12 protein-coding genes are annotated in these 15,065 nt (G+C 42.3%); 6 read left to right on the forward strand and 6 right to left on the reverse strand.

Annotated elements, in window-relative coordinates:
* The first annotated feature begins 71 nt into the window (after positions 1–71).
* Both VLA57_RS02975 and VLA57_RS02980 read left to right on the forward strand, forming a co-directional pair.
* A complete protein-coding gene (locus tag VLA57_RS02975) occupies positions 72–1,118 on the forward strand; it encodes a rhomboid family intramembrane serine protease (protein ID WP_333954312.1) in 1,047 nt (348 codons plus the stop codon).
* 98 nt (positions 1,119–1,216) lie between these two features.
* The gene (locus VLA57_RS02980; protein ID WP_333954313.1) at positions 1,217–2,029 is read left to right on the forward strand and encodes a MipA/OmpV family protein; all 813 of its coding nucleotides are present in this window, start codon (positions 1,217–1,219) and stop codon (positions 2,027–2,029) included.
* Between the two features lie 189 nt (positions 2,030–2,218).
* Here VLA57_RS02980 and VLA57_RS02985 read toward each other — a convergent pair whose 3' ends face one another.
* The 4 genes from VLA57_RS02985 to fumC all read right to left on the reverse strand — a co-directional run bounded on the left by VLA57_RS02985 (position 2,219) and on the right by fumC (position 5,644).
* A complete protein-coding gene (locus VLA57_RS02985) occupies positions 2,219–2,734 on the reverse strand; it encodes a DUF6680 family protein (protein ID WP_333954314.1) in 516 nt (171 codons plus the stop codon).
* Positions 2,735–2,778: 44 nt separating this feature from the next.
* On the reverse strand, positions 2,779–3,099 hold the full coding sequence (locus VLA57_RS02990; RefSeq protein ID WP_333954315.1) for a hypothetical protein: 321 nt from the start codon (positions 3,097–3,099) through the stop codon (positions 2,779–2,781).
* A 315-nt stretch (positions 3,100–3,414) separates the two neighbouring features.
* On the reverse strand, positions 3,415–3,942 hold the full coding sequence (locus VLA57_RS02995) for a peroxiredoxin (protein ID WP_020444073.1): 528 nt from the start codon (positions 3,940–3,942) through the stop codon (positions 3,415–3,417).
* Between the two features lie 298 nt (positions 3,943–4,240).
* Entirely contained in the window at positions 4,241–5,644 is a 1,404-nt protein-coding gene (fumC, locus tag VLA57_RS03000; RefSeq protein ID WP_133105078.1) for a class II fumarate hydratase, read from the reverse strand.
* 143 nt (positions 5,645–5,787) lie between these two features.
* Here fumC and VLA57_RS03005 point away from each other — a divergent pair, with 143 nt between their 5' ends.
* On the forward strand, positions 5,788–6,498 hold the full coding sequence (locus tag VLA57_RS03005) for a 5-formyltetrahydrofolate cyclo-ligase (RefSeq protein WP_133105079.1): 711 nt from the start codon (positions 5,788–5,790) through the stop codon (positions 6,496–6,498).
* A complete protein-coding gene (locus tag VLA57_RS03010; protein ID WP_133105080.1) occupies positions 6,495–6,728 on the forward strand; it encodes a hypothetical protein in 234 nt (77 codons plus the stop codon). Before VLA57_RS03005 ends, VLA57_RS03010 begins: the two co-directional genes overlap by 4 nt.
* A gap of 239 nt (positions 6,729–6,967) precedes the next feature.
* Here the strand turns inward: VLA57_RS03010 and VLA57_RS03015 are convergent, their stop codons facing one another.
* Complete coding sequence (locus VLA57_RS03015) at positions 6,968–8,329, reverse strand: Na+/H+ antiporter family protein (protein ID WP_133105081.1); 1,362 nt, start codon at positions 8,327–8,329, stop codon at positions 6,968–6,970.
* A 318-nt stretch (positions 8,330–8,647) separates the two neighbouring features.
* On the opposite strand from VLA57_RS03015, the gene lon reads away from it, so the two are divergent.
* Complete coding sequence (gene lon / locus VLA57_RS03020; RefSeq protein ID WP_333954317.1) at positions 8,648–11,272, forward strand: endopeptidase La; 2,625 nt, start codon at positions 8,648–8,650, stop codon at positions 11,270–11,272.
* Between the two features lie 273 nt (positions 11,273–11,545).
* On the forward strand, positions 11,546–12,103 hold the full coding sequence (locus VLA57_RS03025; protein ID WP_333954318.1) for a superoxide dismutase family protein: 558 nt from the start codon (positions 11,546–11,548) through the stop codon (positions 12,101–12,103).
* A 104-nt stretch (positions 12,104–12,207) separates the two neighbouring features.
* Here the strand turns inward: VLA57_RS03025 and topA are convergent, their stop codons facing one another.
* A complete protein-coding gene (topA, locus tag VLA57_RS03030; protein WP_333954319.1) occupies positions 12,208–14,898 on the reverse strand; it encodes a type I DNA topoisomerase in 2,691 nt (896 codons plus the stop codon).
* Positions 14,899–15,065: the final 167 nt, after the last annotated feature.

A 15,065-nucleotide genomic window follows, 5' to 3' on the forward strand; every position in this document is an offset into this window, starting at 1 on the left:
TTGGTCGCTTTCTTTATACTATCTATACCCTTTATACTGTACTGATAATTTTTTATTGATAATTAGATGTTATGACTATTCAACAATTATTAAAGACAGCGCCTGTTACCACCTTGTTATTAGTCAGCTTTATCGGGCTATTTATCATGCAGGTATTAACGGGTGTCGATGCCAATAACCCCTCAACTGAAGCGCTGATAAAATGGGGTGCCAATGCCTTGCCTTTTACTATGGATAATGAGCCATGGCGCTTGGTGAGCAGTGCGTTTTTGCATATTGGGCTGATGCATTTATTGTTTAATGGTTTTGCCATGTACTTTTTTGGTCAAATCGCCGAGCCGATGTTTGGCTCTGCGAAGTTTTTGGCGCTACTTTTACTGGCAGCAATCGGTGGCAACTTACTAAATAATTACGTCACATGGCAAGGTATTGTGGACGGGACAGGACAAGCCGGATTATCTGCAGGCGCATCGGGCGGTATCATGGGTATTGGCGCAGCGTTATTAATCGCCGCGCTGTTTAAGATATCAGTCAATGGTATGGTGCTGAATCTTAAAAGCCTGATATTTATTATGGGCATCAACTTAGTCTATGGTTTTGCGGTGCCAGGTATCGACAATGCTGGTCACATTGGCGGTGCGATTACCGGTCTTATCATTGCACTGGCTTTTGCGATTGCCTATCGTCAAAGTATGGCAGCTGTCATACAGAATATTGCCACTTACGAGAGTAATTATTTACCCCGTTATCAAAGTGAGCAACAAAACGAATATCACACCACTTATATTAATACGCCAGTGAATAGCGTCACTGACTTTGATAATGATGTTCACTCAACCAACCCTCATTTAAATCATGACAGTTTGCATAATGAGAGTCATGTAGATAATAATAGTGGTGTAAACTCAAACGTAACTGTTAACCCTACCAATCCTATTCGCCCTACTCTTAACGAAACCCTGAATGAGAAAAGCACAGCCATTAAACCTGCGCTTATTTGGCAATTGCTGCCGTGGATTGTGATGTTATTTATTAGCATTGGCTTTATGTGGTGGTGGCAAGATATCCATCAACAATTAATAGAAGTGCTCAATGCCATTGAGCAAAGTACTGTTTAGCCTATAGCTCTTTTATTTTTACCTGATTCTAATGTACAAAATCCTTACGTGTTTTACTATTTTTATCCCTTTGTTTCACCCACTTATGAGAGCAAATCATGTCTACATCATCATCGCTATCCCCTACTTTTAAGCGTGCTTTGCTTAGCACGTTGACAGCTACTGCCATGCTTGGCGCAGCTAGCCTATCTAATGCAGCACTCTTCAATAAAAACCTACCGAAAGATCCTGATGCTGAGTTAAGCGTCGGCGTCAACGTCATGGCAGTCAAATCTGCTTATGATTTGGAAGAAAGCACCGAGATAAAAGTATTGCCAGGCGTATTCTATGACAATAATAAAATCTACGCACGTGGTGCTCAAGCGGGTGTATACCTTATCAATGACGGCAGCAATCAGCTAGCTGCTTATGCTCAGCTTGCTGGCAATTCATTTGATCCTGATGATGCTACTGGCGCACTAAAAGGACTTGATGAGCGTAAAGCCTCTGCTGCTGCAGGACTAAGCTATACGCGTCTGACACCGGTTGGTGGCTTTCGTGCCCAATACGCAACAGATATCTTAGACCGTAGTGGCGGTAATACTGCCCGCTTAAGCTATCTTGGTAAAATTAGCAAAAACAAGCTAACGGTCTATCCAAGCGTTGGATTTGAGTACAATGATGCTGACTACAATGAATACTACTACGGCGTGAGCGATACAGAGTCAACTAGAACGGGCGTCGCTGCTTATACTGCCAACTCAAGCTTGAATCCTTATATTAATGTTAGTGCCAACTATGATTTCAGTAAGCGCTGGGCAGGCTTTGCCAATCAAAGCTTAAGCTATCTGCCAAATGAGCAATATGACAGTCCAATGGTTGACTCGCGTACTGATGCTACGACGACGCTTGGTTTGCTTTATAAGTTTTAATGAGACTTAAATTTTTGATATAAATAAAAGACCTTACTGCGTAATGTGGTAAGGTCCTTTTTATTGAATAATTTTGAATGCAGGGTGTGCTTAGCGCACCGATAATATAGCTATTTCTTGAAACTAGTGTGTGGGATGCAACCTACAATATACAAAATATCAATCATAAAAACGAAGTAGACGATAACCCTATTTTTCAGAAGACTCAATATTAGAAAAAGATATTGGAATCTGTCTTTTCCCTTCTAATACCTCTAACAAGCCACGTCTCAAGGCCACCTGTTCATCTTCAATGGCACCATGAGCCATTGGGGAATAAAAAGAGTTCTTAATATGAGTCTTGTCAAAATCGTAGTCAAGTACTCGAGACATTTTATGTAATAGCTCTACCATTAAATCAATTCGTTTCATACCCCATTGTTCAGGGCTAATTGAGCTATTACTCAATATATCAAGATATTCTTTCCATGCGGCAATTACAGCTTTCTCTTTCCTATTATTATGGTCAAACTCCAAATCAATACGATTAAGTGCTTCAACATGCGTCCATGAAACGTTGTAAGCTCTGGTTGCCATCAACACTTTGAATATTGCTAACTTTCTCTCCTTTCTCTCCTTCAAATTATCGAGGTACCTAGTTAGTTGAACAGCTATTATCGGTCCAACTAAGACTGCAATTATCATCAGCCAATCAGCTATAGCCATATCTCAAATCCTTTTTTATAATAAATAATGTAACTACTAGAAACTTACTCTAAGGTATATTCAAGATTATCAGCTGAACTTTTAACGTAATCTAAATGAAACCTAACTAAATCAACTTCAGAGATTACATTCGGCACAACATCAGCCCAGTCATTATAGCTAAATTCATCTACAGCAAACTCTAGATCTGACACTGATGCCTCTAAATCAACTATTTGACTTTGAAGATCAGCTATTTCATTTCTTGCATCTTCTAAACTTACTTCTGTATCAGAGTTATAAGAATCTTCATAACCATTATTACTATCACAGGCTGATAACACCACAATCATCAAAGTTAAAAAACCTACCTCTAAAATTTTCATAATTTTGTTCCATCAAATATAGATAAATATCAGTATTTAATAAATATTTTTACGTTGGCAACCTTATCATTATGTAAAACTACAGACTAAAGTACTACGCTGTAATATAAAGCATGACTTATTTTTAATGTAAAAGCTCCAACAATACGTAATAAGTATAAGCAAAAAAAAGATATCACTGTTAGCTATAATTAGAGCGGTATACTGTTGATTTAGATGAGCAAAAAAAGAACCATCTTTAAAAATGTAAATAAAAAAAAGACCTTGCCACATGACGTGACAAGGTCTTTTTTATTTCTAACTTCTCAATAGAATCTAAGCATTACTTTTTAAATACGCTAACATAGTGTCTGCATCTGATACTTCAAATGGGTCTATTGGACAGTTGTCGCCAAAATCAGCTTCCTTAAACACTTTTTTAACTTCTTTATTGTCGACAACCATCGAATAACGCCATGAGCGCATACCAAAGCCAACATTACTCTTATCAACAAGCATCCCCATTTTACGAGTGAACTCACCATTACCATCAGGAAGTAAGAAAACGTTTTCACGGTTTTGCTTCAGACCCCATTGGTACATGACGAACGCATCATTGACAGAAATGCAAACTATTTCATCTATGCCTAATGCCTTAAACTCATTATAAAGCGCTTCATAACGAGGGAGATGGCTGGTCGAACAAGTTGGCGTAAACGCACCTGGTAGAGAAAACACAACCACTTTTTTATTGGCAAATAACTCATCTGTGGTTAGATCATACCATGTGAATGGGTTGTCTCCTCCAATAGAGTCATCACGAACACGAGTTTTAAAAGTCATATCAGGTACATGGGTAATCATTGTTTACTCCGATTTAGGTTATTGTCTTTTTTTCCAAAATTCTGCATGTATATGATAATAGTTATAGTAGTCTATAAGCAATCTTTGAGATTACATTCACTATATAAGATGTAGATCTAGCTTTAAAAATATAAACCAAAAAAAACCTTGCCACATTCTCGTATAAGAAGTGACAAGGTCTTTTTTATGTCTAAATTTTCAGTGGAACAAATATGATGCTGCTACTAGCAGTACAAATGGTACCTATCGTACATTAAGTAAGTCTGACACCGTAGCAGGTCATTATTTGGTCTACTGCTTACTTAGGATTTACCATATCAGCAGGAATAACCCACTCATCAAACTGTGCTTCAGTTAATAGCTCTAACTCAACCGCAACTTGCTTCAAAGTTTTATTTTCTTTATAAGCTGTCTTAGCGATTTTCGCGGCATTCTCATAACCAACATGACGGTTAAGCGCAGTCACTAGCATCAATGAGTTGTGCAAGAAGTCATCGATTTTGTCTTTTACTGGCTGGATACCAACAGCACAGTTTTCGTTAAAGCTATTGCACGCATCGCCAAGCAGTTTGATAGATTGCAACAAGTTAAACGCGATAACTGGCTTATAAACGTTTAGCTCAAAGTTACCTGACGCGCCTGCCATGCTGATAGTGACATCGTTACCCATAACCTGAGCGACAACCATGGTCATTGCTTCTGACTGCGTTGGGTTTACTTTGCCCGGCATGATAGAAGAGCCTGGCTCATTTTCAGGAATCGTCAACTCGCCCAAACCACAACGCGGACCTGATGCCAACCAACGTACGTCGTTAGCGATTTTATTCAAGCTACTTGCTAGCGTTTTTAGTGCGCCTGAAGCAAATACTTCGGCATCACGAGCGGCTAGTGCTTCAAATTTATTCGGTGACGTCACAAATGGAAGACCAGACAATGTCGCCAATTGCTCAGCTGATTTTACCGCATAATCAGGATGAGCGTTTAGACCAGTACCAACCGCCGTACCACCTAATGGCAATTCATACAAGCCTTGTAGCGCATTATCAATACGTACCAATGAATGATCAAGTTGGCTAACATAGCCGCTAAACTCTTGACCTAATGTCAAAGGCGTGGCGTCTTGTAAATGCGTACGACCGATTTTCACGATGCTATCGAATTCTTTTGCTTTAGCATCTAGCGTATCACGTAGCGCTTTTACTGCTGGAATCAATAAGCCGTTGATTTCACGAGCAGCGGCAACACGAATGGCTGTTGGGAAGCTGTCATTGGTAGACTGAGCATGATTGACATGATCATTTGGGTGAATTGGCGTGTAGCTACCGCGCTCAGAACCAGCGATTTCGTTGGCGCGATTCGCAAGCACTTCATTCATATTCATGTTTGACTGCGTACCAGAACCGGTCTGCCATACCACTAATGGAAACTGATCGGTTAGACCACCGTTGATAACTTCATCAGCAGCTTGTACGATTAAATCGCGCTTATCATCTTCGATACGCTCAAGGCTTGCATTGGTAATCGCAGCGGCTTTTTTGACCAGTGCCATCGCTTCAATCATCGGACGCGGCAAGGTCTCGCCACCGATTTTAAAGTTTTCGCGGCTACGCTGAGTTTGTGCACCCCAATAAGCGTCAGCTGGGACTTCTACATTGCCCATGGTGTCTTTTTCGGTACGAGTTGCCTGATTCTGTGTTGACATAACTACCCTCTTTGATGGTTTGGTAATGAATGGTTTGTCATAAAAAGTGCAACAGCTGCTGCACACAAAGAAAAATACGCTGTAAAGTGGCGTTATGATAGCATGACTTATCACAAATTTCTCCACGTCCGTGAGGGTAACTGATGTCTAAGAGCACCAGCCAACAACAATCTACCAGTTCGCTACCTGAGTTATCTACCGTGAGCAGTCAAGCTACTAATAATGTGCAAATAGCTGATACCATTAGCAACCCACCCAGACGCCATTTTACTCGCCAGCGTCGTAGGCTCTTGGATAATGAGCGTAAACAATATGCACGCATGGCAAGCTTGCATTTAGTCAAGCTACAGCAACGCTTACCGCCAAATGCACGTATCGGCTTATATTATGATGGCTTTGGTGAGCTACCCACTCAGCCAATTTTGGATTGGTGTCAACGCTTAGGCTATTTTCCGTATTTGCCGGTGGTCGGCTCATTTGGTCGTACTAGCAATGGCTTGGAAGATAAACGATTGCGCTTTGTGCCTATTTATCATGCAAAGTTATTAAATGTACCGACACGCATTCATAGCTTAGGCATGAAACAAAACCATCATCGCCGATTATTATGGGCAGCAGAATTAGATGTAATTATTTGTCCGTTAGTAGCAGTAGATAAAGATGGCAACCGTATGGGCATGGGTGGTGGCTTTTATGACACAACTCTAGGTAATAGCTATCGGTCTGGCGCTAAAAAACCGCTAAAGATAGGCTGGTGCTATGACTTTCAAGTGGTTGAGCAACTAGAGCGTCAATCATGGGATGTGCCGTTAGATGCCATAATTACGCCAAGTGGCTTGAGGTGGTTTCGATGAGTGATAATAAGAAATCTCTAGATACTAACTCTAGTGCAGAGAATGTCGAACAACATTTGCAAGAGTTAGAAAAAGCGGATTATGAGCGGCTTTATTATAGTCAAGAGCAGACTTTTAGCGCTGACGAGTTAGCAAATACTATCAATGAACGCCGTTTAAATGAATTAATGGCGCAAAGTGATGAGTTTTTGAGTGGGTTAAATAGTGAGATTGAGGATTTTGATGAATAGTATTAAGAAAGGCATAAATCACATCATCATATAGTTAAAATATCTTAAAAACGCTACAGTACTGCTGGTATGAATTTTTTGTAGCCTCTGTCTGTGTAGGCACAGCAAGCAAGAAAAATTAATATCAGCAGTACATGATGTATGGATATTACTTTTCCCTGACTATAAAAAACCAAAAAGGCGAATGATTATGAAATCACTCGCCTTTTTATATCGACATTAAGATTTTATATTGTTAATTAAAGCACCATCGCCGCAATCCAACCAAAGATCAATAACGGAATATTGTAATGGATAAAGGTTGGCACCACGCTGTCTTTGATATGGTCATGCTGTCCATCAACATTTAGACCAGAGGTGGGACCCAATGTTGAATCTGACGCTGGAGAACCGGCATCACCAAGTGCGCCTGCTGTACCGATAATCGCAACCGTAGCAAGGGGCGAGAAGCCTAACGAAATACAGAGTGGTACATAAATCGCCGCCAAAATAGGAATGGTCGAAAAGGATGAGCCAATACCCATAGTTACAATCAAGCCAATCAATAGCATAATAAATGCGGCCATCGCTTTATTACCCGCAAACAATGACGCCGCGCCATCAACCAATGGTTGAATTTGCTCAGTCGCTTTCATCACTTCGGCAAAGCCTTGGGCGGTAATCATAATAAAGCCAATCATCGCCATGAGCTTGATGCCGTCATTAAAGACCGTATCGGCATCACGCCATTTAACCACGCCCGTTGCCATAAAGACGCCAAAACCAAACATTGAGCCTAGCAATAATGAATCAGTATAGAGCTGTACCACAAAGGCAGTGACAATCGCTGCAATCGCCACTAGCGTCTTCATTTTACTTTGTGTTTGTGCAGTAGCCGCAGTTTTGCTTAACTCGTCGCTTTCTAACACTTCTTCATGCGCAGCTTTATCAATTGCTAGCTGCTGATACTGACGCGGTTTACGATAGCTGATAAATACAGCAATCAGTAAGCCCACGAACATACCCAAAGCGGGAATCGCCATGGCTTTGGTCACCGAGATATTACTGATATCGATACCGGCTTCACCAACATTTTTGAGCATAATCTGATTCAGATAAATATCACCAAACCCATACGGAATAAACATATAGGTCGTGACAAGTCCGAAGGTAATCAGACAAGCAATCAGGCGTCTATCAATATGCATGCGGTTAAATGCCAATAATAATGGCGGCACAAGCAAGGGAATAAAGGCAATATGAATGGGGATTAAGTTTTGGCTAAAGCAGCTCATAGTAACAAGACCTGCAAACAGCATGTATTTAATCATGCCACTGGTGCCGCCTGCATCAATGCGCTTAATCACTGCCCCTGCCAAAGATTGTGGCAAGCCGGAATGCGCAATTGCCACTGCAAACGCACCTAGCAGCGCATAAGACAGCGCAATTTGCGCGCCGTTTTTAATCCCTTCTTGAAAGGCGTTCAAGGTATCAGTCATACCGAGACCAGCAATGAGCCCACCTGCCAGCGCACCGATTAACAAACTGAGTACCACGTGTACCCGCGCCAAAGACAGCCCTAGCATGATGACTACCGCCAGTAGCACCGCATTGATGGTCATATTCTCGCCCCTTATCCTATATTTTTTAGCCTACTATCGACCCATTTTGGTATGCTGCCAATTTACTTATGTCGTCTCAGCCTTTTAATCCACATAGCTATTATTTAAGCAGAGCTGTTTAGACGCGCGCTATTCTACCTGATTTTACGACTAAAACCCACGCGCAAAGCCAAATAGCCTGAAGAGAAAAAGTAGATAAAGGAACAATATTCTCTCAACTGTTGATAACAGAGCCTTGCAATTTTATATAGCAGCACCATTTATCTAAACATGAACCACTAACTTGACTTTACAAGTCTGGTGAACGAGGAAGAATATATGAGTGAACATAAAATTGATAAAGACAATATCGACATCGATGTCGACGTATCACCTAACGTTGTTGATGACAACAAGCAGCAAAGTGAGCTAGAAAACGAGCAACAGAACGAGCTAGAAACCTCGTCTGATAACGCAGTAGAAAACAAGTCAGCGTCTGACGCTGCTCAAGAAGATGACACTGCGAAAGACAGTAAAGAAGATGCTGTTGAAGATTATCTGCCATTATTGGCACTGCGCGATGTCGTTGTTTATCCGCATATGCAAATTGCCTTGTTTGTCGGTCGTGAGCCTTCAGTCAAAGCGGTTGAATTGGCGCAAGTTGAGTACGGCAATAAGGTTTTGGTCGTTGCTCAAAAAGACTCGCTCACCGAAGATATTGATCACGATAACTTATATCAATACGGCACAGTATGTCGTATCGTCAGCACCATGCCACATGATAGCGATGAGAATTGCATCAAAGTATTGATCGAAGGTCAATATCGCGCTCGTGTTGATTCGATAGAGAGTCATGATGATTTATTGATGGCAAGCTTTGAGCGTGCAGACCTTGATGTCAGCATGGATGAAAGCCAGCAGAAAAACACGATTCAAGCTTTAACCTCGCTGTTTGAAAGCTATGCCGATGCACGTCTACGTAATGCGCGTGAGCTAACGCGCGTTGCAAAACGTATCGATGATTTGCTTGAGTTGGTCTACTTTATCTCAACTCGTGTGTCGATGGATCTTGATATCAAACAGTCATTTTTAGAGCAAAATGATATCAAAACCCATATCAACACTTTGACTGAATATTTGGTCAAGCAAAGTGCTGAGCAAAACATCGAACAAGATATCCAAGAAGCTGTCCGTCAGCAAATGGAAGACAATCAGCGCGAATACTTCTTAAACGAGAAGATGAAAGCCATTAAAAACGAGCTGTCAGATATGAATGACGGTGCGTTCGATGGTGAAGATGACGTGGCTGAGCTTGAACAACGTCTTGATGAAGCTGACTTGCCAGAAGATGTGCGCAAAAAAGCTGAGCAGGAAATGAAAAAGCTCAAAATGATGCCGCCGGCTTCGAGTGAATCTTCAGTAGTGCGCAACTATATTGAATGGATTTTGGACACGCCGTGGAATGCGACGACTAAAGTTTCTATCAATTTAGATAAAGCTAAAACTGTTCTAGACGAAGACCATTATGGCTTACAAGATGTCAAAGATCGCATCTTAGAGTATCTCGCTGTACAGTCTCGAGTGAAAAAACTGCGCGGCCCGATTCTTTGCTTAGTCGGTCCTCCGGGTGTTGGTAAGACTTCATTGGGCGAATCAATTGCTCGTGCAACCGGTCGCAAGTTTGTACGTATGGCGCTTGGCGGCGTACGTGATGAAGCGGAGATTCGTGGTCATCGCCGTACGTATATCGGTGCAATGCCAGGTAAAATCGTGCAGTCATTGGCAAAGGTAGAAGTCAAAAACCCGCTATTCTTATTGGATGAAATCGATAAGATGGCGCATGATTTCCGCGGTGATCCAGCATCAGCATTGCTTGAAGTGTTAGACCCATCACAGAATGATACTTTCAATGACCATTATTTAGATATGGACTTAGATTTATCACAAGTGATGTTTATCTGTACCGCTAACAGTATGGATATTCCAGCTGCGCTACTTGACCGTATGGAGGTTATTCGCCTACCGGGTTATACCGAAGCAGAAAAAGTGAATATCGCGCAGAAGTATCTAGTGCCAAAAGCCATTAAAAATAATGGTCTCAAAGAAGGCGAGATTGAGATTGTTGAAGCGGCATTGCATAGCATCGTCCGTAGCTATACGCGTGAAGCCGGTGTACGTAATCTTGAGCGTGAAGTGAATAAAATCTGCCGTAAAGTGGTTCGCGGTTCGGTTGAAACGCATGGTGCCCGCGCTCCGAAAAAAGCAGAACGTGAGCTGGTCGTGGTCGATGACAAAAACATCGATGACTATCTAGGTGTCCATCAGTATGACTATGGTCTAGCGGAAGAAGAGCCTGAGATTGGTCGTATTACTGGGCTTGCATGGACACAAGTCGGTGGTGAGCTACTCACTATCGAAGCGGTTGCGATGAAAGGCAAAGGTGAGCTTATCTTTACCGGTTCACTCGGCGATGTGATGAAAGAATCTATCCGTGCAGCGATGAGTGTGGTACGTGCTCGCGGCGATAGCTTAGGGATTGATTACGAGACCTTTAAAACGACTGACGTCCACGTACATATGCCAGAAGGAGCCACTCCAAAAGACGGTCCATCTGCTGGTGGTGCACTAACGACAGCGCTGGTCTCTGCCTTAACTGGTATTGCTATTCGTCCAGATATTGCCATGACAGGTGAGATTACCTTGCGTGGTAAAATCTTACGTATCGGTGGTCTTAAAGAGAAGCTGCTCGCAGCGCATCGTGGTGGCATCAAGCATGTGTTGATTCCAGATACTAACGAGCGTGACTTAGCCGATATCCCTGATAACGTCAAAGAAGGCTTAACCATTCAGCCAGTCGCGACGATTGATGAGATATTAAAAGTAGCGTTGGTCAGTATGCCAGTACCAATTAAACCTACCAAAGTAACGGTTGATAAGACCAAAGGTAAAGCGCTACACAATTAATAAGTTAACGTAAGAAAAAGACCGTAATATTAGTTACGGTCTTTTTTTTGTTCAGGATTTTTAAATTTGCTATTTATTTTCTCTTGGATTAAATCCCTTCAAATGTGATAGGAAGATACCCTGCTTGAGTTAACTTCTTTTAAAAATCATATGATACTTACATTTATTAACCGATTGTTGCGCTTTTAGTGAATAACTCCTTCAAGCGCCTAGCTATACTGATACAGTAAATCATTGATGATATCAAAAGCAAAATTTAAAACGGAGATAATAATGAATAAGACAATACTTGCAAGTACTTTATTATGTGGCTCTGCTTTAGCAATGACGGGTTGCCAAACGGTAGAAGGTCAGATGCAAACAGGCAATCCTCTAAACCAACCTGTTTTAAAGTCGACCATTAATGCTGTTAGTGGTGATAAAAATGAAGTCGGGCAAATGTTTTTACGCCCCGTTGATGGCGGTGTACAAGTATATGGTAAGCTGATGAACTTGCAGCCGGGTCAGACCGTGTCGCTACATATTCATGAAACAGGAAGCTGTGGCAATATGGGTAAAGCAGCAGGTGGGCACTTTAATCCAGATAACAAGCCACACTCTAACCCAGATGACATGAATGGTCATGCAGGCGACTTACCTAATCTAACGGCTAATGCGGATGGTGTCGCAACCATCAATTATGTGAATAAGAAAATTTCTGCCGCTGATGCTGGTAAATACAGCGTCAATCGCCTAGCCTTTATCGTGCATAGCGGCGTTGATGATTACATCAGTCAGCCAGCTGGTAATGCCGGTGATCGCGTCGCTTGCGGCATTATCGAAAAAAGATAATCCATAATCATAACTTCGATTTTAAATCATAAAAAAACCTCTTAGATTGTCTAAGAGGTTTTTTTATAGCCTGAAACTATTGACGGCTTAAAGGTAAAAGAAATTTACTCCTCTACCCACTCGCCTTTACGCCAGTAAACGCCCCAGCGTGTGGCTTTACCGTTTTTCTCAGAGCCGATATACTGCTCTTTTTTCTTACGCGACCAACGTAAAATCGTCGGATTACCATCTGGATCTTCATCTGGACCTTCAAACAAATACTGGAACTTGTCTTCCATTTTATCTTTAATCTCTCGCAGCTCAGCAAGCTTTGGCGGACGTGTCTCCCTTACTTTAGGGAACTTAGAGGCCGCTAAGAACATGCCTGCTGCGCCTTCACGTAAGATAAAGTAATCTTCATGCTTAACAGATTTTAACTCTGGTAGATGAATAGGATCCATGCGCGGCGGTGCTGCTTCTCCTGTTTTCAGCACTTTACGCGTGTTATCACATTGCTGACACGCAAAGTAAGGACCAAAACGTCCCGTCTTTAGCTCCATCTGCCCATCGCACTTATTACAATCAATGGTTGGAGAGTCAGAGCCAGGCACTTCGAACTTACCTTCTTCTAAGACATAACCATCACAATCAGGATTGTTACCACACACATGCAGCTTCAGACCGCCATCAACGATATAACCATTCATTGCCGTACCGCATTTTGGGCAGCGTTTCTTCTCCATCAAATCTCTGACTTCGGCCGCTTCGTCATCACCTTCGGCATCATCAAGATTGGCAAAAGCTTCGACTGGCATTAAGTTCTTAGTGCCTTTACAGCGCTCTTTTGGTGGTAAGTTATAACCAGTACAACCTAAGAATACACCCGTTGAACCGGTACGTAGCTGCATTGGACGAGCACAAAGATCACAATGGACATCTGGTACATCGGTTGGATCATTGGGGCGCATGCCGTCTTTTTCTTTAGCACGATCAAGCGTTGTTTTGAAGTCACCATAGAAATTATCGAGCACATCTTTCCAATCGGTATCGCCTTCTGCCACATGGTCAAGCTTGTCTTCAAGCGCCGCAGTAAAGGTATAATCCATCAAGTCTGGGAAACTTGCTGTCAGTCTGTCGGTGACGATATCACCCATTTTTTCGGCAAACAGGCGCTTGTTCTCTAACTTCACATAACCACGATCTTGAATGGTCGAGATGATAGAAGCATAAGTCGATGGACGACCGATGCCTTTTTTCTCAAGCTCTTTGACCAAGCTTGCCTCAGTAAAACGCGGTGGCGGCTTGGTAAAATGTTGACTCGGATCAAGCTTATCTAGTATTAATTTATCGCCTTTTTTCACATCAGGTAATAAGTTATCGTCGGTCTTGGCAGGTGGCATCACTTTAGTATAGCCATCAAATACCAAGGTGCGACCGCGTGCTTTTAACTCAACGTCGTCAGCAGCAACGAATAAATTCACTGATAGATATTTTGCTGGTAGCATCTGACAGGCCACAAACTGACGCCAGATTAGCTCATACAAACGTATCGCATCACGCTCAACGGCTTTCAACTGCGTTGACTTCATATTGACGTTAGACGGACGTATGGCTTCATGCGCTTCTTGTGCGCCTTGTTTATTACCATAGAAATTCGGCTTTTCTGGCACGTATTTTGCGCCATAGCTGTCTTCGATATAGCCACGTACCGCAGCAAGCGCATCACCTGATAAAAAGGTCGAATCGGTACGCATATAAGTAATATGACCCGCTTCATATAAACGTTGCGCTAAAATCATGGTTTTCTTAACTGAGAATCCCAGACGCGTGCTGGCGGCTTGTTGCAAAGTCGAGGTAATAAAAGGCGCGCTTGGTTTCGACTGCGTTGGCTTCTCTTCACGTTCTTTGACGATAAAGTCATTTGCTTTTAGGACATCTAATACTTTATCGGTCTGCTCTTTATTGACAAGCTTTAGCGTTTTGCCGCCTTGCTTAGTGGCTTCTAAACGAATACCAATTTGCTCAGCGTCTGTAGCTTTTTTGGCTTTGCTCTCAGCAATATGGGTATCGGCATGAATCTGCCAATACTCTTCTGGAATAAAGGCGCGGATTTCATGCTCACGCTCAACGACCAAGCGCATGGCAACAGACTGGACGCGACCCGCCGATAGACCACGAGCGACTTTTTGCCACAAGAGTGGCGATACCATAAAGCCAACGACACGGTCTAAAAAGCGACGTGCTTGCTGGGCATTAACTCGGTCAATATCAAGTTTAGACGGTTGCTTAAAGGCATTTTGAATGGCAGATTTGGTAATCTCGTTAAAAACCACACGCTCATATTTACTGTCAGCGCCGCCGATGACTTCTTTAAGATGCCAAGCAATCGCCTCTCCCTCTCTATCCATATCCGTTGCGAGATAGATTTTGTCAGCGTCTTTGGCTAAAGCTTTCAGCTCTTTGATGACCTTGGTCTTATTTGGCAAGACTTCATAGACTGCCGCCCAATCATGCTCAGGGTCGACACCCATACGCCGTACCAATGCTTGCTGGGTTTTTTCTTCTTTGCTTAGACTGTCATCTTTTTTGGTCGTTGCTGGTTTCTTTGCGCTTTTGCTAGCACCGACTGGCAAATCTCGGACATGACCGATACTTGAGCGCACGATAAAATCATCACCCAAGTATTTATTGATGGTTTTTGCCTTGGCGGGTGATTCAACAATCACCAAAGATTTGCCCTTTGGACTGGCTTTTGGGCTGCCTTTAGGTTTGTCAGCAGCGGGCGCTGCACTTTTTTTAGCTGCGGGTTTTGTCATAGGTGACGACACCATAATAAGTAAATTAAAATAAGAATTGTCTAGCAGCATGCCATTTATAGGTTTGGTTATAAGGGCGTGGCAAATTATTGTAGTAATGGCTGCTAGTAAAATCGGTTATAAAACAAATGATAACCATAACGAAAGGTTTCAGTTATAAAGACGTT

Source organism: Psychrobacter sp. S4(2024), assembly GCF_036861305.1.
Lineage (GTDB): Bacteria > Pseudomonadota > Gammaproteobacteria > Pseudomonadales > Moraxellaceae > Psychrobacter > Psychrobacter cryohalolentis.

Bases quoted from the DNA above. Each gene is read 5' to 3' on its own strand.
- VLA57_RS02975 (WP_333954312.1), top strand. From the start codon at position 72: ATGACTATTCAACAATTATTAAAGACAGCGCCTGTTACCACCTTGTTA.
- VLA57_RS02980 (WP_333954313.1), top strand. From the start codon at position 1,217: ATGTCTACATCATCATCGCTATCCCCTACTTTTAAGCGTGCTTTGCTT.
- VLA57_RS02985 (WP_333954314.1), bottom strand. From the start codon at position 2,734: ATGGCTATAGCTGATTGGCTGATGATAATTGCAGTCTTAGTTGGACCG.
- VLA57_RS02990 (WP_333954315.1), bottom strand. From the start codon at position 3,099: ATGAAAATTTTAGAGGTAGGTTTTTTAACTTTGATGATTGTGGTGTTA.
- VLA57_RS02995 (WP_020444073.1), bottom strand. From the start codon at position 3,942: ATGATTACCCATGTACCTGATATGACTTTTAAAACTCGTGTTCGTGAT.
- fumC (WP_133105078.1), bottom strand. From the start codon at position 5,644: ATGTCAACACAGAATCAGGCAACTCGTACCGAAAAAGACACCATGGGC.
- VLA57_RS03005 (WP_133105079.1), top strand. From the start codon at position 5,788: ATGTCTAAGAGCACCAGCCAACAACAATCTACCAGTTCGCTACCTGAG.
- VLA57_RS03010 (WP_133105080.1), top strand. From the start codon at position 6,495: ATGAGTGATAATAAGAAATCTCTAGATACTAACTCTAGTGCAGAGAAT.
- VLA57_RS03015 (WP_133105081.1), bottom strand. From the start codon at position 8,329: ATGACCATCAATGCGGTGCTACTGGCGGTAGTCATCATGCTAGGGCTG.
- lon (WP_333954317.1), top strand. From the start codon at position 8,648: ATGAGTGAACATAAAATTGATAAAGACAATATCGACATCGATGTCGAC.
- VLA57_RS03025 (WP_333954318.1), top strand. From the start codon at position 11,546: ATGAATAAGACAATACTTGCAAGTACTTTATTATGTGGCTCTGCTTTA.
- topA (WP_333954319.1), bottom strand. From the start codon at position 14,898: ATGACAAAACCCGCAGCTAAAAAAAGTGCAGCGCCCGCTGCTGACAAA.